Genomic DNA, 20,669 nt, shown 5'->3' with positions numbered 1-20,669 from the left:
GTAACGGTTCCGAGAAGAGAGGAGGTGGCGTGGACGAGCAAGAAGCCCGATTCACCCGCCTCTACGAGACGCACTACCGCAGCGTCTTCGGCTATGTCGTGCTGCGGGCCGCCCCCCAGGCCGCCGAGGACCTGACGGGCGAGGTGTTCACCGTCGCGTGGCGGAAGATCGACGAGATCCCCGACCAGGCGCTGCCGTGGCTGCTGGGCGTGGCGAGGAACGTGGTCCGCCGGTCGCACGGCGCGGCGGGCCGGGCGCGCGGACTGGCCGACCGGCTGGCCGGCCTCACCACCGACGCCGACCTGCACGCCTGGGACGTCGCCGAGCACCTCATCGCCCGCGACCAGGCGCTGGCCGCGCTGCGGGCCCTTCCGCCCAAGGAGGCCGAGGCGGTCACCCTGACCGCCTGGCACGGGCTCGACCCCGCCGAGGCGGCCCGTGTCGCGGGGTGCTCCCGCACCGCCTTCCTCGTCCGGCTGCACCGGGGACGCCGCCGGCTGGCCAAGGCGATCGAGGCGTCCCCGGAAAGCCCCGCGCGAGCGCACGGACGCGCCCCGCGCCCGCGAGTCATCCAGGAGAAGCAGTGAAGCAGGACGAACTCGACAACCTGATCGCCGCCCTGAAGCCCGCGGCGGTCGCCGAACTCGCCGACGACGCCTACGCGCGGCGCCCCGACGTGGCGCAGATCCGGGCGCGCGCCGGCGCGTCGACCGTGAACGCGCGCTTGGCCCCGGTGCGGCGGCCGGTGCGGCGGCTGGCCCTCGCCGGCGGCGTGGCCGCGGTGGCGGTGGCCGCGGCGGCGCTGGCCGTCGCCCTGCCGTCGGACGGCCCCGGAGGCGCCCCCGGTGGCGCCCCCGGCGCCGGACATGACGGGACGCTCGACACCCGCACGTTCCTGCTGGCCAGCGCGACGACGGCCGCCAAGCAGCCCGCCGCCCGCGGGACCTGCTGGTACAAGCGGACCCGCATGTGGCAGGACATCCTGCCCTTCAAGCCCGGCCCCGGCGTCCCGACGCCCAAGCCCAAGCCGCTGGGCAAGCCCCAGAACTTCCAGGCGCGGACCGCGAGCAGCGTGGAGGACTGGGCGTGCGCCAAGAGCGGGACCGACATGCGCTTCGGTACGAACGGACCGCTGGACATCAAGCTCACCTTCCCCACGAAGAAGGACGAGGCCGCATGGAAGGCGGCGGGCTCGCCCCCGCTCGACGTCAACGACGGCACGACCGTCTCGAAGCCCCGCATGGTCACCTACAGCAAGGGCTCGCACCTGGTGAACCCCGTCATCGGATCCCACGAGATCGAGTGGAAGACGATCGCGAAGCTGCCGGCGACCGACGGCGCCCTGGAGCGCTACCTGCGCAGGCTGTGGCAGCAGGACGGCCGGGGCGGTGCGCACGGCTACACCGCCCCGGCCGACTTCGGGGAGTACGTCTTCGTCAGCGCCTGGGACCTGTTCATGGCCCCGACCACCCCCGGCACCCGGGCGGCCCTCTACCGGATCCTGGCGCGCACCCCGTCCGTGCGCGTCACCGGACAGATCACGGACCGGCTGGGCAGGCCCGGCGTGGCCATCACCGCCAGGGGCACCAGCGTGCGGCTGGTCGTGGACCGCAAGACCGCCCAGCTCCTCGACTTCGAGGACCGGCACACCGCCCTTCCGGGCAAGGAGGCCGGCAGTGAGTACCTGGCCTTCGAGAGCCAGGGCTGGGTGAACAAGCTCGGAGCCACCCCCGCTCGCTGACCCGCGACGACCGCGGGGACGCCGCACCCTCTGCGGCGTCCCCGCGCTGGGCGTCCCGTGGGCGCCCGCCGCTGCTCAGCACTCGCGGAGCGAGTAGGGGTTCAGGCCGCCTCCCCACAGCCAGGCGTGCCCCTCCCAGCCGTACCGGATCTTGACCCAGTCGGACCGGGTCCGGCCCCAGGCGGTCATCCGCGCGCCGTCGGTGATGTGGCACAACGCGCTGGCCTCCGCCGGCGGCATGATCGAACCGATGATCCTCCCCGGCGGGATGCCGGGCGCCCCCGGATCGGCCCGGACGTGCAGGGGCCTGGCCCAGTCGCCGACGGTGACCCGGTCCGCGCGGGCGCGGGCCGTGGTGCCGGCGTCCGCCGCCGAGGGCGCCGCGTCCGCCTCCGAGGGCGCCGCGACGGCCGGCAGCGCCAGCGCCGCGACCGCTGCGGCCCCGATCCGGTACGCGTTCACCGTTCCTCCTCGCGGGTCCGGCAGTCGCCGCAGGGCCTGGTGCCCGCGCCGCGGTCCGTCTTGATCCTCGGGCACCCGCAGACGCACGGGGGCAGCACCTCGTGGGGATTGAGCCCACCGTCCCAGACCCATGCGGTGGGCGGCGAGCCCGGGCTGATCTTCACCCAGGTCGAGCCGGTCCGGCCGTAGGCGGTCATGTCGGCGCCCTCGGTCGAGCAGACGGCCATGGCGGGGGCCCCGGGCCGCATCGAGCCGATCACCTTCCCCGGCCCGCCGCCCGGCCAGCCCGGACTGTCCCGGACGCGCAGGACGGGCTGGGCCCACTGCGCCACCTGGACGCGGTACAGGGCGGCCGGGGCCGACGCGCCGCTCCCGGCCGCCTCCACCGGCCGGTTCACCGACCCGCCGCCGGCGTAGGCCGCCTGGCCGCTCGCGCCGGACGCCACCAGCACCCCCAGCGCGGCCGTCACGGTCACCGCCCTGGTCAACAGGCCTTTTCTCATGTGCACTCCTGGCATCGAAGATGGCTCCCCGGACCGAAGTCCGCGAGAGCCGTTCGATCCATCGTCACTCAGAGTGCGGGAACGGGTGCATGCCGTGGCATGAACGGGCCACTCTTTGAAGCCTCAACCGCTGTCCGAAGCCTGCGTGCGGGCGGTCCCATCCCCGATGACCCGAATTCACGAGGGGGTTCACGGTTCCTGACCCAACCGATCGAGATTGCGCAGGGCGTCTCCCCTAGGACGGTCTCCTTGGCCTGGCCGATGCGGTCGGGTACCGGCGAAGAGCCGGTCGAACCAAAGGAGATTCCTCATGAGCAGAACCTGGGGGGCGCTTGCGGAAGCGCTCTCCCTGATTCTCGTATCGGTAGGGTCGGCGTACGCGACGCGGCTCTACCCCGAGTACTCGCCGGCGCCCGTGGGTGCACTGATCACGATCTTCGGGGCCGTCTTCTTCAGCGCGGTCACGCGTCTTTCGCCTGGCTGGGCGAAGCGAAGGCGCGCCAGGGCCCGGTGGAGCCGGCACCAGTGGAAGTGGGTGCTCATTCTGGTGGTCCCCAGCACCTTCCAGGGACAGGTCCAGCAGGCCGCGCTGGCGCGGGTGGACGTCGGAACCCTGATGACCGTCATGACGCTCGGCGCGCTCGGCCTGGCGACGTGGCGGCTCGTCTCGTCTCCGCACGGATCGAACCGGCGACTGCACGCCCTGTGGTTCGTGATCGGTTTGGTCGGTGTCGCCATGCTGACCAGGCCGTTCACCGGCGGGATCGGATCCTGGGGCTTGGCCCTGACGGGTGTGGCCGCCGTCATAGGCGTCAACGCCACGATCGTCTCGGCCAAGCTGGCCGAGATGGGCGCCCTGCCCCGGGTCGTCGAGATGAACTGCTGGTCGGGCGCCTGCCTGGTCGGGGCGCCGATCCTCCTCTGGACCGACGAGCACTGGATGACCTGGTCCGTGCTGTCGACCGTGGCGGTCACGTCGCTGCTGAACATGATCGCCAACAAGCTGCACGTCCGCGCCTGCGAGCTCGTCCGGTCCGACGACGGGTTGATCAGCACGGTGAAGTGCGTCAACCCGGTGCTGGCGTGCCTCGTCGGCGTGGTCGTCGGGACAGGGGGGTCGCCGGGGCTTCTCGGATGGATCGGCGCCGGGCTGGTGGTGGGGGTCTCCCTCGCCGCTTTTCGGGCCTTCCACCGCCTGGGCCTGCACGCCGTGGCGCAGACCGTCAAGGGCGCCGTCTGGAAGGAGCCGCCTCCGGAGGCCGCTCCCAATGGCGGTGGCTGGGGCGGCATTCCGCCTTCCAGCGTCTGGCTTCGCAGTGTCTGGAAGCCGGACGACCACGGCCCGTGGAAGTACAAGTTCGCCTGACGGCCTCATCGCCGCGTGGCCCTAACGATCCGTGACGCTCCGGGGTCGCGGACGGCGTCACGCCCAGGCGTGACGCCACACCACTGACGGTGGAAGCGGGCCTGTCCCGCTTCCACCGCCTTTCCCCGGGCGGGCCGGTCACTCCGAGCGGAGGGCAGCCGCCGTCCTGATCCGGGACGCCCGGCTCGCCGGGACCAGCGCGCCGAGCAGGGCGATCGCGATGCCCGCCAGCACGGACAGCAGCATCAGCGGCCAGGGGAAGATCTCCAGAAGGCCGTAGGGGAGGACGAGGCCGCCGGTGCCGGCCATGGCCGGCATCACCACATGGTGGGCGGCCAGGCCCAGCGGCAGTCCGATGAGTCCGCCGACCAGGCCGAGCACGGCCATGGACGCGAGCACGACCGTCAGGACCTGCCGCGGTGTCGCGCCCAGCGATTTCAGGACGCCGAAGTCGCGCGCCCGGTCCTTGGTGTTGAGGACCACCGTGTTGAACACCCCGAGCCCGGCGACCGTGGTCAGCCCCAGGGTCAGCAGAGTGAGGAGCCCGAGGAGGATCACCTGGCCGGACTCCATGCCCTCGGCGGCCGGCCTGGCCGGGATCCCGTCCGCCTCGAGCGCGGCGGCGTAGTCCTCGGGGGAGGTGCCAGGGGTGAGGCCGACCTCCAGGAGCGAGGTCACCCTGCCGGGGCGCGGGCCGGGGGATTCCGAGGGCTGCGCCGGCTTCTCGCGGCCGAGCAGCGAGGTGAGGGACGCCCAGTCCGTGAGGACGGTGTCGCCGCCGTCCACGAGCGCCGTCCCGACGATCCGCAGTGCGGCCTTCCTGCCGTCCACGGTGACGACGACGGTGTCGCCGATCTTCTTGCCGCCGGTCTTCAGGAACGGGTCGCCCACGACGGCCTCGCCCGGTCCGCCGAGCCAGCGGCCGTGGACCATCCGGTAGCCGTGCCGGTCGGTGACGTCCCCCTGGTACGCCTTGACCTGCACCGGCCGGTCGAACCCCGGAACGTGGGCCTGCTCGAAGCGCGTGGCCGCGACCTTCGCGGTGCCGGGCCGGCCGGCCAGCGAGACCGGCCGGTCGCCGTCGGCGAAGACCAGGACCTGGACGGTCCCCGTGAGTTCCGCGTCGGCGAGGTAGGCGCTCAGGGACCGGTTGAGGCCGGCGGCGAACGTCACCGCCGCCACTCCGAACGCGACGGCGGTGACGGTCAGCGCGGTGCGGCCAGGACGGGTGAACGGCAGGCCCAGGCCCAGGCTGACCGGGCGCGGCAGCCGTGTCCGGGCCAGCGCCCGCTGCACCCGCAGGGCCCGGCCCCGCCGCGTCGCGGCGCCCGCGCTGACCGCGACCGCCGTCGGGATCCGGCCCGCCCGGACGGCGGGCACCAGCGCGGTGACGACGGCGACCGCGAGGACGCCCGTGAAGGCCAGGACGTCCACCCAGGGTGAGACCCCGCTGGCGGTCGGCAGGTCGAACGAATCGCCCAGCGTGGTGGTGACCGTCCCGGCCAGGACGTTGCCCGCGGCGATCCCGATCAGGCTGCCCACCACCCCGGGTATCGCGATCATCACCAGGTAGACGCCGGTGACCTGGGCGGGCGTGAAGCCGAGGGACTTGAGGACGCCGATGTGCCGGAACCCCGACACGACGGCGCCGCTGACCACGTTGGCGATGACGAGCACCGCGACGAGCAGCCCGGCGATCCCGAACGCGACCAGGAACGGGATGACGGTCGTTCCGGCCTCGGTGGCCTGCTGCCGGGAGACGAGATAGCTCTGGCTCGCGGTCGCCGGCAGCCCGGCGGTGACCGTGCCGGCCGGGGCGGCGGGGTCGGCGAGCCGGTAGAGCATCTGCAGGCCGTCCGGGGCGGTCAGCTGCCCGGGCGCCACCCACGCCTGGGCGGACCGGGTGATCGACCGGCCGATCCCGACGATGGTGAAGGTCCGCCCGTCGGTGAAGGTCACCTTCTTCCCGATCGGGTCGAACGGGAACCGCGCGTAGTCCGTGCCCAGCACGATCTCGCCGGGGGCGGCGGCCCAGCGGCCGCTCCTGAGCGCCAGCCGGTCGACCGGGTCGTCGTCGCGGACGGTCCGCTCGACGACCGTGAGGGGGCCGGGCGGAAGCAGCCCCGGACGCGCCGGGTCGGTCTCCTCCGGGACGTTCACGACCTGCGAGCGGTACGGGCCGCCCGCCGCCGTCACGCCCGGCCGGGACGCCGATGCCGCGACCTGCGAGGCCGTCGCTTTCGCGGGGTCGTAGGCGACCGTCAGATGGGCGCCGTGCTGCCGCGCGAACGCCTTGTCGTACGGGCCGTCCACGGTGGCGAGCAGGCCCAGCGCGAGCACGACCGTCCCGGTGGAGACCAGCAGCACCAGCGAGATGATGGACGTCTGCAGCTTGCGCCGCCGCACCGCGAACCGCGCGGCCTGCCACACCGCCCTCACCGGGTCACCTCGGCGGCCACGCGGCCGTCCTCGAACGCGACGACCCGGTCGGCGACCCGGGTCGCCAGCCGCTCGTCGTGGGTGACGATGAGCAGGGTCTGGCCGATCTGGTTGAGGTCGAGCAGCAGGTCCATGACCTGTTCGCCGGCCCGCGAGTCGAGCGCGCCGGTCGGCTCGTCGGCCAGCAGCAGGGCGGGCCTGTTCATCAGCGCGCGGGCGACGCCGACCCGCTGCCGCTCCCCGCCCGACAGCACCACCGGGTAGGCGTTGCGGCGGTCGGCGATGCCCAGCTCGTCGAGCAGCTCCATCGCCCGGGCCTGCGCCTGCTTGCGCGAAGTGCCGAGCAGCTGCGCGGCCAGCATCACGTTCTCCAGCACCGGCAGATCGTCGAGCAGGTTGAAGAACTGGAAGACCATGCCGATGCGGCGGCGCCGGTACCGGGCCAGTTCGGCCTCTCCCATCGCCGTGATGTCCTCGCCGCGCACCACGACCGTGCCCGCGGTGGGCCGGTCCAGGCCGGCGATCATGTTGAGGAGGGTCGACTTGCCCGACCCCGACGGGCCCATCACCGCGACGGCCTGACCGGCCTGGATGTCGAGGCTCACCCCGGCGAGCGCGGCGGTCTCGCCGTACTCCTTGCGTACGTTCATCAGCTGGACCATCAGTTCCATGCCGGTGACGGTACGAGCCGCGCCCCCGCCCGCGCGTCGGGTCCTGGAGGTAACTCCGGGGCCGGGTCAACCGAGGGATGTACGGCCGTGGACCGCCGGGATGATGCGCTCCGTCCGGGTCTGGCGGCAGGATGGGCGGATGCTGCCTGCGTGGCTCGTGCCCCTCCTCGCCGCGATCCCGTGCACATGGGCCCTGTGGGAGCGGCGCAGGCGCCGCGCCGTGCTCGGGGCGCGGACCTGGCTGCTGGAACGCGAACGCGAGGGCGCCGCGCGCCGGGCCGTCGAAGAGGAGCGGGCCCGGGTGGCCCGGGACCTGCACGACATCGTCAGCCACAGCGTCAGCGTCATGGTCGTGCAGGCGGGCGCGGCCCGGCACGGCGTCGACGGCGAGGCCGAGGAGGCGCTGCTGGCCGTCGAGCGGACCGGCAGAGAGGCGATGACCGAGCTGCGGCACCTGCTCGGCGTCCTCGCGCCCTCCCCGGACGGCGACGGCGAGGCGTTCGCCCCGCAGCCGTCGCTGGCGCACCTGGGGACCCTCGTCGACCGGATCGCGTTCGCGGGCCTGCCGGTCGACGTGCGGGTGACCGGCGAACCGTGCCCGCTCCCCGCCGGGATCGACGCGACCGGCTTCCGCGTCGTCCAGGAGGCGCTCACCAACGCGCTGAAGCACGGCACCTCCGGGGCGACGGCGGAGGTGACGGTGAGCTACGGGACGCGGAGCCTGCGGCTGGAGGTGCTCAACACCGGCCCGAGCGTCCTCACCGGGACGGGCCCCGCCCCGCCCGAGGGCAGCGGCGGCCGGGGGCTGGCCGGACTGCGCGAACGGGTCGCGGTGTACGGCGGCGACCTCGACGCGCGGCGGCGGCTGGGCGGCGGCTACCGGGTGCGTGCGCGGATCCCCCTGGAGCGGCCGTGACGCGGGTGCTGATCGCCGACGACCAGACACTGGTGCGCGGCGGCTTCCGGATGATTCTCAGCAGGTCGGGGATCGAGGTGGTCGGCGAGGCCGCCGACGGGCTGGAGGCGGTCGCCGCCGCGCGGCGCCTGCGCCCGGACGTGGTGCTGATGGACATCCGGATGCCCGGAATGGACGGCCTGGAGGCCACCCGCCGCGTCCTGGCCGACGACCCCGCGTGCCGCGTATTGATCCTGACCACCTTCGACCTCGACCGGTACGTCTACTCCGCGCTCGCCGCCGGAGCCAGTGGCTTCCTGCTGAAGGACGTCACCCCCGAACACCTCGTGGCGTCAGTGCAGCTGGTCGAGACCGGGGACGCGCTGCTTGCCCCCTCCATCACCCGCCGCCTCGTCGAGCGGTTCGCCCGCCCCGCCCCTGAGCCCCAGGGCCTGGACGTCCTGACCCCGCGAGAGAAAGAGGTGCTCCGCCTGGTAGGCGGCGGCCTGTCCAACACCGAACTGGCCGCCCACCTCCACCTCAGCGAGGCGACGGTCAAGACCCACGTCACCCGCATCTTCGCCAAACTAGGCCTGCGCGACCGAGCCCAAGCCGTAGTAGTCGCCTACGAGTCAGGCCTAGTAATCCCCGGCACCCCCAACTGACCTGACAAGCACAGCCTCCGCTCAGGCTCGGTGAACCAGACGGCTGAGGAGACGGCGGAACTTGCATGGCCCAGCAAAGGCGCGCGAACGGTAAGCCGCACGGCGACACCTACAAGCCGCTGTGGAGGGCCTACGGAACCTATGAGAGCAGCGCCGGTTCTGCTTGGCTCGCGCGGTGACCCTGGACTTCAATGACTACGGAGAGGACGGCCTGACCATCCATCGCGGCCCCGGACTATGGCCGTTCTCCGCCTCAAGATCTGCGGAAGCCGCCGACCGCCCACCCAAGATGAAATCAGTTCCAGTACCTTCTGTGCTCGCGGACTGAGCAACGTGCCGCGCCGACCCGCCCCTTCTGCCGTAGGACAACCGAGAGCCGGGCGTTAAGTGATGGTTCCTCGGGCATCGCCCTGCTTGAATGCCAGCGTGGCGTTGGATGTGGGGCGGCTCCGGGCTGAGCATGACAGCACGCTGCGGGGCCACGTTCGAATGCCTCCGCGGATCGGCACCGTCGTAGAGCGGATCGGTCCGCTGAACCTCACGCACTACGGCACCCATTGCGTCGTTGACCATCCCCCGCTGGACGCGGAGGACTCGGCTTCGGCCGTACGGCTTGCCGAGCAGGTGCAGGCATCCGCGGCCGCACGTGCGGAACCCGTGGAGTGGCGCGTGTTCCACCACGACGTAGCGGCGTCCCACCTGAGCGCCGTGCTCGACACGGCCGGCTTCTCCGCAGGTTGGGAGCGCAGTGTCCTGGTCGGTGAGGTCGCCGAGCTCGACTTCCCCGAGCCGGAACCGGTGGGGAAAGCCGGATCGGTCCGGTGGGACGAACCACAGGCGCAGCAGGCACTCGACCTTGCGGCCCGAACCGGCCCGCATCGGGTCCCCTTGGCGAACTGGCACGCAATGCGTTCCATCCCGTACTGGGACGTCGAGGTCCGTGTGCTGACCCGCCGCGGAATGGTCACCGCGGCCTGCTGGCTAGAGAACGTCTCCGATACCGCCTACGCCGTCATCGGAGGGCTGACCGCGGCCCGCCCCGAACTCCTGGCTCAACTGCCGCTGTGGCGGTTCCGGTCGCCGCCCAAGCAGTTCCTGGTCGCCGACGCCGACGGGGAGGTGCGTGACGTCCTGCTCGCCACCGGATTCCGTGAGGTGACGACCGTCCGATCCCACTACTGGAACCCGCCGGGCGAACCCGCGGCGACCCCGCCCGCGAGGCACTCGCTCTACAACGGTGAGGCCGGACGGATCGCGCGCCTCTGCGAGGCCCGCGTCGGCTTCGACTATGAGAGCGGCAGAGGACGCTACCGTGCGCCGGCCGACTCGCGCCGCTGGTTCTACGGCCTGCTCGGCGGCCGCGACGACCCGGCGATCGCGGCCGCCGAAAGCGTCATCGAACGCGGCCTGCGTGCCTGTGTCCGCCCCGGCGAATGGGTGTACGAGCACCGGCCCTACCTCAACGGATGGGAGTTCGACCCCCATCGCGTCGGCGGCCCCGGACAACCGTCCTGGCCGGGAAGCGCCATCGCCGACGAGGAGTTCCAGTTCCTGACCACGGCGGACGCCCGCCTGGGCACGTTCGGCCACCACGTCGAACAAACCCTTGTCGTCTTCGGAGACGACCTCCTCGCACAGGTCGCGGAGGATTTGAACCGGCTACTCGGCGGCGGGACCTGGGCTTTCGGTTCGTAGACCTCCTACCTGACCGAAGGTTCCAGCGAGCATTAACCCAGGTCAATCAACTATCGAATCGAGCATGGCCTGACGCATCTCCTCGCGGCGTGACGCCAGGTAGGCCCGACCGCCTCATCCACCAGACGGCTGCGATGCCAGATGGGCCAGGAGGCTGGTGAAGTGTCGGCGGGTGAGGGTGAGGGTGAGGTGTTCGGCGGTGGGGTCCTTGCTGTCGCGGATGCCGATGTGGCCGTCGAGGTCGGCGATCTCGACGCACTCGCCTTCGTCGCCGCCGCTGTGACTGCTCTTGCGCCAAGGGGACCGGAGCAGTTCGGAGTGCTCATGATTGCGACGCTGTCTCGTCGATGAGTTTCAGCGAAGCGGTCCGGCTCAGCGCTGCTGAGCGCAACGGTTCGAACGTCTCCCGCCTCCGCGATGATCGGCATGTAGCAAGGCGGGTGCGAACGGTTGAGTACCTGCTGGCGGGCAGCCGGAAGTCGACCAGCATCTTGGCGTTGCGCGCATATTTTGGCAGGGCCGACGGTGATGAGTTTCCGCGTGTACTCGGGGATCTGGAGGAGCCCCGGGGACGATGCTGGGCTCGAAGTTACGGATCTCGGCGGTGTCCTCGTCGAGGCCGGCCAGGTCAGGCGCGGCGGTGGAGATGCGGCGCTTGCGTTCCCGTACCTGTGAGGTGGGGCTTGTGGGGGCAAGGTGGGCGAGGGACTCGCGGAGGGCGCCGTGATCGATGACGGGGGGGTCAGGCTGTCCTCGGGGCGAGGTCGATGTGCTCGCCGTCAAGGCGGGGTGCCGCGATGTCCTGACGTGGATACAGCCGCACGAACGTCTGCTCGTCCCACATCACCATGCAAGGAAGACGCTCTGCGGTGGTCAGTCGGGCGATATCGATGGAGGACACCACTCCCCAATACCATCGGGCCGGCTCGCTTCGTTGTGGGATGTCCAGCTCCAACTCCATGTGCATGATGAGGCGGTTCCTGCGGGTGTTCGCGTTGGGCACCTGATAGTTGACGACACGGGCTGCTCCGCGAACTCCCTGCTCGGCGAAACGCCGGTCGATCTCTGCCTGGACCTTCTTGGCCTCACGGCCGAACAACATGAACCCCGTGAAGGAAAGCACCACGGTGGCGATGATTCCGACTTGGAGTGCGAGCCACCCCGTCTCGGCCGAGACCAGGTCGGTAACCGCAGCTAGCACCGCTGCGCTGATTCCCCCTAGGAACGAGACCACTGCCGCTACAACGACTAGGAGAAGGGGGATATGCGAACTTTTTCTCTGCGTCACGCCCACAGAGATTAGCAGAATGCCCGAATTGGTCCCTTGTGTCCCGAATGAAGGGAAGAGCGGCTCTGTTCAGAGCCGCCGGGCGCGGGGCGCAAGGGGGGGCGAGGGGGCCCGTCCGGCGCCGACCGGAGATCAAGACACCCAGGTGCTGGCGCTGAGCCCGGCGCGAGATCGAGCACCAGGAGTTGCTGCCCGCGCCACGTCATGAGCCGGAAGCCGGTGATCTCGGAGCAGGGCAGGAAGGTGTGGTCGGGCGCAGCGTCGATACTGCAGCGCAGCCCATGGCGGACAAGCGCATCGCGACCGCGGGGACGCGCGGCTGGGGGAAGCAAGCACGCCACGACCACGCGCTGCTGCCCGTCCGGTCCGGGGGAGCGGTCTGTCGTAGCCCCGCGTCTGCGCGCCGCTGGTCAGGCGGCCCAGTCGAGGGCTGTGGGTGGCTCGGCGGTCCGCGGCTCCGTTGTTCGTGGCTCGGTTGTGCGGGGGTCGGTTGTGCGGGGGTCGGTTGTGCGTGGGTCGGTTGTGCGTGGGTCGGTTGTTCGTGGCTCGGTTGCGCCGGGGTTGGCTGTTCGTGGGTCGGTGATTGGCGGGGTGGTTGCCGGTGTGTCGGGTGGTGGGAGGAGTTGGTAGGTGTAGCGGCCGGTGGGGTCGTGGGTGGTGCGGATCTGTTGGGGGTTGGTGTGTTTGTAGCGGTTGTGCCATCCGCAGCACAGGGCCAGTTTGTCGATGTCGGTGGGGCTGTTGCCGAGGGCCCATCCGTTGACGTGATCGACTTCGCACAGGGTGCCGGGGACTTCGCAGCCCTGGACGGCGCAGGTGGGGTAGAGGGCTTCCAGGACCTGGCGCTGGGCTGCGGTGGCGAACCGGACCTTGTGCCCCAGGTAGAGGGGCATGTTGCCAGTGCCCAGCAGGAGGGGTGAGACTCCGGCAGCCAGGGCGAGGCGACGCGCCTGAGCTGCCGGGATCGGGGTGCCGTCGGCGAGGCGGGCGGGTGCCTGGCCGCCGGTGAGGGTGTCCAGGTCGCAGATGAGGGTGACCTTGGTTGCTTTGTGTCCACCGGCCAGGACGCTGCTCAGTGCGGCAGCCGTCCGCTCGGCCGAGTCCCGGTGGTCATCGGGCCCGGCGGGTTTCGTCAGCGGGCCCAGGGTGCCGTCCCAGACGGCGGCGTCCTCGGCGTTCAGCCAGCCGTTGATGTAGCGGCCGCCGTCGAGGGAGCGGGTTCCGGTGATCCAGGACCGCTCATACCCGCGCTGCACGTCATCGGGAGCTGTCTCCTGCCCGTCGCGTTCGGCGATGACCTCGCGGATCCGCCGTCCGAGCACCGCCACCTTCCCCGCCGAGAACCCCTGCCCGACCTTCTCCAGCAGCAGCGTCTCGGCCCTCGCGCAGTCGTCATCATCCAATCGGGCGACGGCGTCGGCCACCGTTGAGGCGTACCCGTAGGACAACTCACCGCTTGAGAGCAGGGCGGACACGGTGGGGAGCCGGTGGAGTTGGCGGGCCAGGTTGACGCGTTCCTTGGCGCGCGCATCGCGCATGCCCAGCCGGGACCGCAGCCACGTCTGCGTGGACGGAAACCCCCACCGGTGCGTCTCGCCGGTCGCGTCGACCTGGGCGATGAACCCGGCCAACGCGGCTTCGTGGGCGTCGGACGCTGCGGCTAGCGTCTCGGCGAGTCTCATGCACGCCGCAGCGGACTCGGGGGCGGGGCGGCTGGCGAGTTCGGCGGCGATCGCGACGGCGGCGTCCACCAGTTCCTGGGTGGACGCCACGCCGAGATCCATATCCGTGACCGAACACATGCACAGAGTATATCGAGCAGGTGTGCTAATAGATGCGAAATTGAAGACCGATTATTGTTACTACAAGGATAGGCGAAACGCAGAGAAGGCGGAATTTGATGTCCATACTTATGGAAGTCGGGCATTCCCCTTAATGTGACCAACGCCTGGGGGTTCTGTCGCGTCTACCGGAAACGTTTCCCGATGAGCTCCGCCAACGTCCGCACCCATGCCCGTTCCGTGTCGATGAGTTGGGCAACACCGGGGACCTCACAGCCGAGAGCCGTGCCAGTCCTGCGGATCGCTGTCGTCGTCCTCCGGCTCATGGCGATGGCGTGGAGGGGCGGAGGCGTTCCTGGCGCCAAGCTCGGACGCGGGGCGATGATGGTCTTTGTGCGTGTTGAGGACGACCTGCTCTGGGAGGCCGCCGACCGGAACGGCTGGGGCCTACGGTGGCTCCGCCATGTCGTGGCGGCGGCCGCCCTCGCCGGCTTCGGCGGCCTGCTATGGCTGGGCGGCGAGCCGTTCGTCTCCGTCGCGGCGTTTTGCGGAGCGTCGCTCCACGCGATCTGGAGCACCGCCTACTGGCTGCGGGACCGACGGCGCTTGGTCCGGGTGACCGTCGTCGACGACGGCATGCGCCGCATCCGCTTGCACCGCGCCAACGGGCGGACCGCTGACCACGACTCCCACATGGTGCACACGGTGCACATCACTCACCGAGGTCACGACTACGACCCCGACCATCCGTCGCTACTCGGCCCGGGAGCGGGAACTGCGACACTGCGGCTGCGGATCGCGGGCCGGCAGTTCACCAGCCGTTGGGCCGGGCTCAACTCCGCAGAGCTTGATCGGGTGGAGCAGTCCTGGCGCACCGTCTGTCCGGAGGCCGCCATGGATGGCAAACGCATACCGGGGAAGTTCGCGGGCTACTCCTACTGACCCTTGGCTGCTCAGATCAGTCTCTGCTGAGTAGTCGAGGCCGAACTGCGGGCTACGCCTCCGCCACCGGGTGTCGATAGGCGCTGCCGCTGGTGGACGGGTCGCTGGCAGGGCGGCCGCGGCGCAAGACCTCGCCCCCGGACGTGCCCGGGCCTTCCACGAGCGCGGCCAGCGTGGCGGCACCCGCGGGACGTTGCCGGGCGAACGGGGACCTTCGGTGTGACATTCCGCTGGCGCTGAGCTTCCTGGGCACCGAAGGCCAGACCGCCTACTCCTGCCTGGAGCGTGTCTTCGGGGACGTCTGCAGGACGTCCGGCCGGCGGTGCCGAAAGACGAGGCGAGCACCGTGAGCCCGTCGGTTTCATTCCGGGTGGGCTGAGGTCTTGCCCCTTTCGCGGCGGCCGCGCCTCGGCGTTGCTCCTGCGCAGCGAGTTGTAGTGGTCATGGCCGGGATGCCAGATGGGCCAGGAGGCTGGTGAAGTGTTTGCGGGTGAGGGTGAGGTGTCCGGCGGCGGGCTTCTTGCTGTCGCGGATGCCGATGTGGCCGTTGAGGGCGGCGATCTCGACGCAGTTGCCTTCGTCGCCCCCGCTGTGGCTGCTCTTGCGCCAGTAGGGCGGGGTGGTCATGGCCGAGCGGCGAGGCGGGTGATGAGGGCGGCGAAGGTCTGGCGGGTGAGGGTGAGGTGTCCGGCGGACGGGTTCTTGCTGTCGCGGATGCCCACGCGACCGTCAAGAGGGGCAAGCTCGATGCATTCGCCCTCGTCACCGCCGCTGTAGGTGCTCTTGCGCCAGAGGGGGCGGGGCAGCTCAGGAGTGTTCATGATTGCGACGCTATCTCGTCGATGAGTCTCAGCGAAGCGGTCCTGTCCAGAGTGGCCGAAAGCAGCAGCTCAAATGTCTCCACATGCGCTGCGACCTTGTCCTCGGCCTCCACGAAAATGCTCTGGGCAAAATGATCGACCACAGAGACGGTGAGACGGCCGGGCGGACGCAAGGAGATGAGATGGTGGGGGCTGGCAAGCCACAGATACTTGCTGGCACTGCTGGAGAGCACGCGCAGATCCACGTGATCGAGGCGAGCCACTTCGGCCAGCCTCCGAATCTGTGCTCTTTGGATCTCGGGGTCGCTGCTGACCCGGTTGCTCAGGACCGCCTCCGCGATGATCGGTACGTAACGAGGCGGGTCGGGGCGGTTCAGCACCTGCTGGCGTGACACCCGGAAGTCGACAAGCCATTTGGCATTGCGCGGATGCTTGATAGGTCCTGCGGTAATGAGTTCACGGGTGTAGTCGGGGATCTGGAGGAGCCCGGGGACGATGCAGGGCTGGAAGGTGCGGATCTCTGCGGCGTCCTCTTCCAAGCTGGCCAGGTCGAGGGCAGCGGCGGAGATGCGGCCCTCTCGTTCCCGCACCCACTTACCTGGCGTGTGGGTGGCGAGGTGGAGGAGGGATTCGCGGAGGGGGCCGTCTTCGATCTCGTAGAGGTCGAGTAAGTCGCTGAGTTCCTCGGGGGCGATGGCCTGGAGGCCGTTCTCGACCATGCTCATCCAGCCCTGGGAGCGGCCGAAGCGGCGGGCCACGGTGGCGACGGTCAGGTTGTGGTGGTCGCGGGCTTTGCGGAGCGCCGAGCCGATCCGGCGCTGGCGAACGGTGGGGGCGTTCCCGGAAGGCATCTTTCAAGGGTGTCACCGAGTGTGGCGATCCGTACACGGAATGGCGGCCGGTTGAACGTTCAGTCGGAGAACGTTCAGGCGCCAGGACACGAGGGCTTCGGGCGGTGAGTGTGGCGGGCGACTCCGAATCGAAGGGAGGCGCACGATGGGAGCGCCCGAGACGAGAAGGACCCCGCCGAGACGGGAGGCGCCGCCCACTTCGGCCAGGCGTGGAGTGTCGTGGGTGGCGGGGTGATGAGCGGCGAACTCGTCGTGCTCGGCGCGGTGACGCTGCCGGGCGTCCACCGGTCGGTCCGGAACGCGCGGCGATTTCTGCGGGACATGCTGCCCCCTGGGCATCCTGTGCTGGACGATCTGATGACGGTCGGGAGCGAGACCGTCTGCAACGCCATCGCCCACACGGCCTCGGGTGACGGCGGCTGGGTCACGGTGAGCCTGCTGGTGGGGGACGGCGTTCACCGCCTGGAGGTCGCCGATGACGGGGCGGACGGCAGACGCCCCCGCGTAAAGGCGGAGGACGGGTCCGAGAGCGGGCGCGGGATGCGGGTCGTCGAAGCCCTCTCCGACCGCTGGGGGTACCGGACGGACGGCGACCGCACGGTGGTGTGGGCGGAGTTCCGGTTCGCGAAGTCTTTTGAAAACTCCGACAGGGGGCTGTCGCGGGCCTCTTCCACGCTGAGGGCAGCAGCGTTCGAAGGAGGAGACCAATGACCGTTCCCGCGTTCAACACCGTCACGTGGTTCCAGGTGGGCACCGACGCGCCGGAGGAGGCCCGCCGCTTCTACGGCGACATGTTCGGCTGGAAGTTCGCGCTCGACCCCGACGGCGACGGCTACGACCTGGTCAGCTACCCGGGCTCCGACGTGCCGTCCGGCGGCATCTCCCACGAGCCGGACGCGTCCCGCAACCACGCGATGTTCCTGGTCCTCGTGGAGGACGTCGACGCCGCCTGCGACCAGACCGTGAAGTCCGGCGGCAAGGTCGCCATGCCGCCGCTGAGCACGGGCAACGGCCTCAAGTTCGCGTACCTGCAGGACCCGTCCGGCAACACCTTCGGCGTCTTCACGCCCGCGTCGTCCTGACGCCGGACGCGGAAGGGCCCCGGGGAACCAACCCCGGGGCCCTTCGCGCGCGAGCCGGTGATCGCGGCCTACACCTCCGCGATCACCGGGCTCAGGCGTCGCCGCCGGTGTTGCTCTCGGCGCTGCCGACGCCGCCCGCGAAGACGTCGCTGACCTCGGCGTTCAGCTGGTAGCGCCGGATCGCCTCCGTCAGGGTCTCCGGCTTGATCTCGCCGTGGCGGGCGAGGCGGGTGAGCACCGCGAGGACGATCGACGCGGCGTCCACGTGGAAGAACCGCCGGGCGGCGGCGCGGGTGTCGGAGAACCCGAACCCGTCCGTGCCGAGGGAGGTGTAGTCGCCGTGCACCCACGGCGCGATCTGGTCGGGCACGGCGCGCATGTAGTCCGACACCGCGACGATCGGCCCGGCGACGTTGTCGAGGACCCGGCTGACGTACGGGACGCGCTGGTCGGCGTCGGGGTTCAGCAGGTTCCAGTCGTCGCACTCGCGGGCCTCGCGGGCCAGCTCGTTCCACGACGTGGCCGACCACACGTCCGCGGCGACGCCCCAGTCCTCGGCGAGCAGCCGCTGCGCTTCGAGGGCCCACCGGCCGCCGACGCCGGAGGCGAGGATCTGCGCCCGGGGCGCCTCGCCGTTCCCGGAGGCGACCTCCGGGGCCGCCTTGTGCCGGTACAGGCCCTTGAGGAGCCCGTCGACGTCGAGGTTCTCGGGCTCGGCGGGCTGCTGGTAGGGCTCGTTGTAGACGGTGAGGTAGTAGAAGATGTCCTCGCCGAGGGGGTGCTCCTCGGACGACCCGTACATGCGCCGCAGCGCGTCCTTCACGATGTGGGCCAGCTCGAACGCCCACGTCGGGTCGTAGTGGACGCACGCGGGGTTGGACGCCGCGAGCAGCGGGGAGTGGCCGTCGGCGTGCTGGAGGCCCTCACCGGTGAGCGTCGTGCGGCCGGCGGTGGCGCCGAGCAGGAACCCCCGGCCCATCTGGTCGCCGAGCGCCCACATCTGGTCGCCGGTCCGCTGGAACCCGAACATCGAGTAGAAGATGTAGACCGGGATCATGTGCTCGCCGTGGGTGGCGTAGGCGGTGGCCGCCGCGATGGTGGAGGCCATCGACCCCGCCTCGCTGATGCCCTCGTGGAGCATCTGGCCGCTTTCGGCCTCCTTGTACGACAGCAGCAGCTTGCGGTCCACGGCGTCGTAGGTCTGCCCGTGCGGCGAGTAGATCTTGGACGTGGGGAAGAGCGAGTCCATGCCGAACGTGCGGTACTCGTCCGGCGCGATCGGTACGAACCGGGCGCCGATGTTCTCGTCCTTGATCAGGTCCTTGAGCAGCCGGACGAACGCCATGGTCGTCGCGATGTTCTGCTTGCCGGACCCCTTCCTCAGCTCGCTGTAGACGGGGTCGCCCGGCAGCTTGAGCGTCTTGGCCCGCACGACCCGCTTCGGCAGGAACCCGCCGAGGGCCGCGCGGCGCTCGCGCATGTACTGGATCTCTTCGGAGTCCTCGCCGGGGTGGTAGTACGGCGGCAGCGGCTGCTCCAGCGCCGAGTCGGGGATGTCCAGGTAGAGGCGGTCCCGGAACTCCTTCAGCTCGGCCTTGGTGAGCTTCTTCATCTGGTGGGTGGCGTTGCGGGCCTCGAAGTCCGAGCCGAGCGTCCAGCCCTTGATGGTGTGCGCGAGGATCACGGTCGGCTGCCCGACGTGCTCGCGGGCCGACTTGAACGCCGCGTACACCTTGCGGTAGTCGTGCCCGCCGCGCGACAGCTTGCGCAGGTCGTCGTCCGACAGATGCTGGACGATCTTGCGCAGCCGCGGGTCGTCGCCGAAGAACTTCTCCCGGATGTACTCGCCGGACTCGACGGAGAACGTCTGGAACTGGCCGTCGGGCGTCGTGTTCATCTGGTTGACCAGGACGCCGTCGACGTCCTGCGCGAGCAGCGGGTCCCAGTCGCGGCCCCAGATGACCTTGATGACGTTCCAGCCGGCGCCGCGGAAGAACGACTCCAGCTCCTGGATGATCTTCCCGTTGCCGCGCACCGGGCCGTCGAGCTGCTGGAGGTTGCAGTTGACGACGAAGGTGAGGTTGTCGAGCTCCTCGCGGGCGGCCAGGCCGATCGCGCCGAGCGACTCCGGCTCGCCCATCTCGCCGTCGCCGAGGAACGCCCACACGTGCGAGCGGGACGTGTCCTTGATCTTGCGGTTGTACAGGTACCGGTTGAACCGGGCCTGGTACACCGAGTCGATCGCGGTCAGGCCCATGGACACCGTGGGGAACTCCCAGAAGTCCGGCATGAGCCGCGGGTGCGGGTAGGACGACAGGCCGCCGCCGGGGTGCGAGTGCTCCTGCCGGAACCCGTCGAGCTTCTCCTCGGGCAGCCGTCCTTCGAGGAACGCGCGCGCGTAGATGCCGGGAGCGGCGTGGCCCTGGATGAACACCTGGTCGCCGGACTCGCCGTGGTCCTTGCCGCGGAAGAAGTGGTTGAACCCGACCTCGTAGAGCGAGGCGGCGGAGGCGTAGGTCGCGATGTGGCCGCCGACGCCGAGTTCGGGGCGGTTCGCCCGCGACACCATGATCGCGGCGTTCCACCGGATGTAGGCGCGGATGCGCCGCTCCACGTGCTCGTCGCCGGGGAACCAGGGCTCCGACTCCGGCGGGATCGTGTTGATGAAGTCGGTGCTGCGCAGGCCGGGCACCCCGACCTGGAGTTCGCGCGCCCTCTCCAGGAGCCGCAGCATCACGTAGCGCGCCCTGCCGCGGCCCTCGGTCTTGATGACCGTGTCCAGCGACTCCAGCCACTCCCGGGTCTCGTCCGGGTTGATGTCGGGCAGCTGGCTCGGCAGCCCGTCGCTGATGATCGAAAAGCGTTGACGTCCGGAAGCCACGGGGTCCCCTCTGTCCTTACCGTCTGTGCAGGTCAGACCTGGGCCGCCGCGCGGGAGGCCGCCGGTCCCGGCAGACTGTTCGTCGCCTTGGTATGTGATCCATCGTCGCCGGTTATCACGGCTAACGCATCTCTACCAATCAGTAACCATCCTCCCCGGTCAGGACGGGGACCGACCCGGCCGGAACCGCCTTTTTCACTCGGCCGGGAGATTCCCTCCGGCGGAGGGCGGGGAACGTATGAGGCGGGGAGCGAACGAGCGCTCACATGCCCGGCGCGGTCCGTCCCGGCGGCGGGCCGGCGAGCTTGGGGGTGGAAGGATGAACGGAAAGACCGGAGACCGGCTTCACGTGCACGGCAACGTGGTGGGGCAGCCCGACCGGACCGGCGAGATCATCGAGGTGCGGGGCCCGGACGGCGGCCCGCCCTTCCTGGTCCGCTTCGACGACGGCCACGAGGGGCTGGTGTACCCGGGGCCCGACGCGGTCATCGAGCCGCGCGCGAAGGCGTCCCGCTAGGTGCGCGCCGCCGGCCGCGGATCCGTCCGGGCGCGGATGCGTCCGGGGCCGCGGATGGGGTAGACACGG

The 20,669-nt window shown here is 70.5% G+C and carries 21 protein-coding genes and 1 pseudogene; 10 read left to right on the top strand and 12 right to left on the bottom strand.

The genetic code is table 11. The annotated features are described in order from the left end of the window. The first annotated feature begins 29 nt into the window (after positions 1-29). Together ABWI04_RS15150 and ABWI04_RS15145 are read left to right on the top strand one after the other, a co-directional pair. Positions 30-587: an RNA polymerase sigma factor gene (locus tag ABWI04_RS15150; RefSeq protein WP_345178622.1), complete on the top strand. Its 558-nt coding sequence runs from the start codon at positions 30-32 to the stop codon at positions 585-587. After that, the gene (locus ABWI04_RS15145; protein WP_353832788.1) at positions 584-1,741 is read left to right on the top strand and encodes a CU044_5270 family protein; all 1,158 of its coding nucleotides are present in this window, start codon (positions 584-586) and stop codon (positions 1,739-1,741) included. Before ABWI04_RS15150 ends, ABWI04_RS15145 begins: the two co-directional genes overlap by 4 nt. A gap of 75 nt (positions 1,742-1,816) precedes the next feature. On the opposite strand, the gene ABWI04_RS15140 is transcribed toward ABWI04_RS15145, so the two are convergent. Both ABWI04_RS15140 and ABWI04_RS15135 read right to left on the bottom strand, forming a co-directional pair. Next, a complete protein-coding gene (locus ABWI04_RS15140) occupies positions 1,817-2,203 on the bottom strand; it encodes a hypothetical protein (protein WP_353832787.1) in 387 nt (128 codons plus the stop codon). After that, positions 2,200-2,706 carry a hypothetical protein gene (locus tag ABWI04_RS15135; protein ID WP_353832786.1) on the bottom strand — a complete coding sequence of 169 codons (507 nt, stop codon included), beginning with the start codon at positions 2,704-2,706 and terminating at the stop codon, positions 2,200-2,202. Before ABWI04_RS15135 ends, ABWI04_RS15140 begins: the two co-directional genes overlap by 4 nt. A gap of 535 nt (positions 2,707-3,241) precedes the next feature. Between ABWI04_RS15135 and ABWI04_RS15130 the strand changes: the two genes are divergently transcribed. Then, positions 3,242-4,072 carry a hypothetical protein gene (locus ABWI04_RS15130; RefSeq protein ID WP_353832785.1) on the top strand — a complete coding sequence of 277 codons (831 nt, stop codon included), beginning with the start codon at positions 3,242-3,244 and terminating at the stop codon, positions 4,070-4,072. A gap of 138 nt (positions 4,073-4,210) precedes the next feature. Here the strand turns inward: ABWI04_RS15130 and ABWI04_RS15125 are convergent, their stop codons facing one another. Together ABWI04_RS15125 and ABWI04_RS15120 are read right to left on the bottom strand one after the other, a co-directional pair. Next, on the bottom strand, positions 4,211-6,511 hold the full coding sequence (locus tag ABWI04_RS15125; RefSeq protein WP_353832784.1) for an ABC transporter permease: 2,301 nt from the start codon (positions 6,509-6,511) through the stop codon (positions 4,211-4,213). Further along, complete coding sequence (locus tag ABWI04_RS15120) at positions 6,508-7,182, bottom strand: ABC transporter ATP-binding protein (protein ID WP_353832783.1); 675 nt, start codon at positions 7,180-7,182, stop codon at positions 6,508-6,510. The genes ABWI04_RS15125 and ABWI04_RS15120 overlap by 4 nt, the downstream gene beginning before the upstream one ends. Before the next feature lie 139 nt (positions 7,183-7,321). On the opposite strand from ABWI04_RS15120, the gene ABWI04_RS15115 reads away from it, so the two are divergent. From ABWI04_RS15115 to ABWI04_RS15105, 3 genes are all read left to right on the top strand, one after another. Beyond that, a complete protein-coding gene (locus ABWI04_RS15115) occupies positions 7,322-8,098 on the top strand; it encodes a sensor histidine kinase (protein ID WP_345178612.1) in 777 nt (258 codons plus the stop codon). Then, a complete protein-coding gene (locus tag ABWI04_RS15110) occupies positions 8,095-8,742 on the top strand; it encodes a response regulator transcription factor (protein WP_345178611.1) in 648 nt (215 codons plus the stop codon). Before ABWI04_RS15115 ends, ABWI04_RS15110 begins: the two co-directional genes overlap by 4 nt. A gap of 426 nt (positions 8,743-9,168) precedes the next feature. After that, entirely contained in the window at positions 9,169-10,437 is a 1,269-nt protein-coding gene (locus ABWI04_RS15105) for a DUF2716 domain-containing protein (RefSeq protein WP_353832782.1), read from the top strand. Between the two features lie 114 nt (positions 10,438-10,551). Here ABWI04_RS15105 and ABWI04_RS15100 read toward each other — a convergent pair whose 3' ends face one another. The 4 genes and pseudogenes from ABWI04_RS15100 to ABWI04_RS15085 all read right to left on the bottom strand — a co-directional run bounded on the left by ABWI04_RS15100 (position 10,552) and on the right by ABWI04_RS15085 (position 13,527). Then, positions 10,552-10,686 (bottom strand): DUF397 domain-containing protein, encoded by a 135-nt coding sequence (locus tag ABWI04_RS15100; RefSeq protein WP_353832793.1) that lies wholly within the window; start codon positions 10,684-10,686, stop codon positions 10,552-10,554. 170 nt (positions 10,687-10,856) lie between these two features. Next, positions 10,857-11,132 (bottom strand): annotated as a pseudogene (locus ABWI04_RS15095) (Scr1 family TA system antitoxin-like transcriptional regulator); the annotation flags it as partial. 47 nt (positions 11,133-11,179) lie between these two features. Next, the gene (locus tag ABWI04_RS15090) at positions 11,180-11,725 is read right to left on the bottom strand and encodes a hypothetical protein (RefSeq protein ID WP_353832781.1); all 546 of its coding nucleotides are present in this window, start codon (positions 11,723-11,725) and stop codon (positions 11,180-11,182) included. A gap of 410 nt (positions 11,726-12,135) precedes the next feature. Then, positions 12,136-13,527 carry an HNH endonuclease signature motif containing protein gene (locus ABWI04_RS15085; RefSeq protein WP_353832780.1) on the bottom strand — a complete coding sequence of 464 codons (1,392 nt, stop codon included), beginning with the start codon at positions 13,525-13,527 and terminating at the stop codon, positions 12,136-12,138. Positions 13,528-13,887: 360 nt separating this feature from the next. Between ABWI04_RS15085 and ABWI04_RS15080 the strand changes: the two genes are divergently transcribed. Then, positions 13,888-14,448 (top strand): hypothetical protein, encoded by a 561-nt coding sequence (locus ABWI04_RS15080; RefSeq protein ID WP_353832779.1) that lies wholly within the window; start codon positions 13,888-13,890, stop codon positions 14,446-14,448. Positions 14,449-14,889: 441 nt separating this feature from the next. Here the strand turns inward: ABWI04_RS15080 and ABWI04_RS15075 are convergent, their stop codons facing one another. Genes ABWI04_RS15075 through ABWI04_RS15065 form a run of 3 tightly spaced genes read right to left on the bottom strand, consistent with a single transcriptional unit; the run spans position 14,890 to position 16,120 of the window. Further along, positions 14,890-15,075: a DUF397 domain-containing protein gene (locus ABWI04_RS15075; RefSeq protein ID WP_353832778.1), complete on the bottom strand. Its 186-nt coding sequence runs from the start codon at positions 15,073-15,075 to the stop codon at positions 14,890-14,892. Further along, positions 15,072-15,269 (bottom strand): DUF397 domain-containing protein, encoded by a 198-nt coding sequence (locus ABWI04_RS15070; RefSeq protein WP_353832777.1) that lies wholly within the window; start codon positions 15,267-15,269, stop codon positions 15,072-15,074. The genes ABWI04_RS15075 and ABWI04_RS15070 overlap by 4 nt, the downstream gene beginning before the upstream one ends. Beyond that, positions 15,266-16,120 (bottom strand): helix-turn-helix domain-containing protein, encoded by an 855-nt coding sequence (locus tag ABWI04_RS15065; protein ID WP_353832776.1) that lies wholly within the window; start codon positions 16,118-16,120, stop codon positions 15,266-15,268. Before ABWI04_RS15065 ends, ABWI04_RS15070 begins: the two co-directional genes overlap by 4 nt. Before the next feature lie 234 nt (positions 16,121-16,354). Here ABWI04_RS15065 and ABWI04_RS15060 point away from each other — a divergent pair, with 234 nt between their 5' ends. Then, positions 16,355-16,831, top strand: a complete 477-nt coding sequence (locus ABWI04_RS15060; RefSeq protein WP_353832775.1) for an ATP-binding protein — start codon at positions 16,355-16,357, stop codon at positions 16,829-16,831. Then, positions 16,828-17,202, top strand: coding sequence for a VOC family protein (locus ABWI04_RS15055; protein WP_345178598.1), 375 nt, complete (start codon positions 16,828-16,830; stop codon positions 17,200-17,202). The genes ABWI04_RS15060 and ABWI04_RS15055 overlap by 4 nt, the downstream gene beginning before the upstream one ends. A gap of 91 nt (positions 17,203-17,293) precedes the next feature. Here ABWI04_RS15055 and aceE read toward each other — a convergent pair whose 3' ends face one another. Beyond that, entirely contained in the window at positions 17,294-20,083 is a 2,790-nt protein-coding gene (gene aceE / locus ABWI04_RS15050) for a pyruvate dehydrogenase (acetyl-transferring), homodimeric type (RefSeq protein ID WP_353832774.1), read from the bottom strand. Between the two features lie 319 nt (positions 20,084-20,402). Here aceE and ABWI04_RS15045 point away from each other — a divergent pair, with 319 nt between their 5' ends. Next, positions 20,403-20,600, top strand: a complete 198-nt coding sequence (locus ABWI04_RS15045) for a DUF1918 domain-containing protein (RefSeq protein ID WP_185026219.1) — start codon at positions 20,403-20,405, stop codon at positions 20,598-20,600. The last annotated feature ends 69 nt before the right edge of the window (positions 20,601-20,669 follow it).

The sequence above is a fragment of the Actinomadura sp. NPDC000929 genome, from assembly GCF_040492065.1.
Lineage (GTDB): Bacteria > Actinomycetota > Actinomycetes > Streptosporangiales > Streptosporangiaceae > Spirillospora > Spirillospora verrucosospora.
Note: the sequence above shows the minus strand (reverse complement) of the source record. Positions and strands in the feature narration are given on the sequence as shown.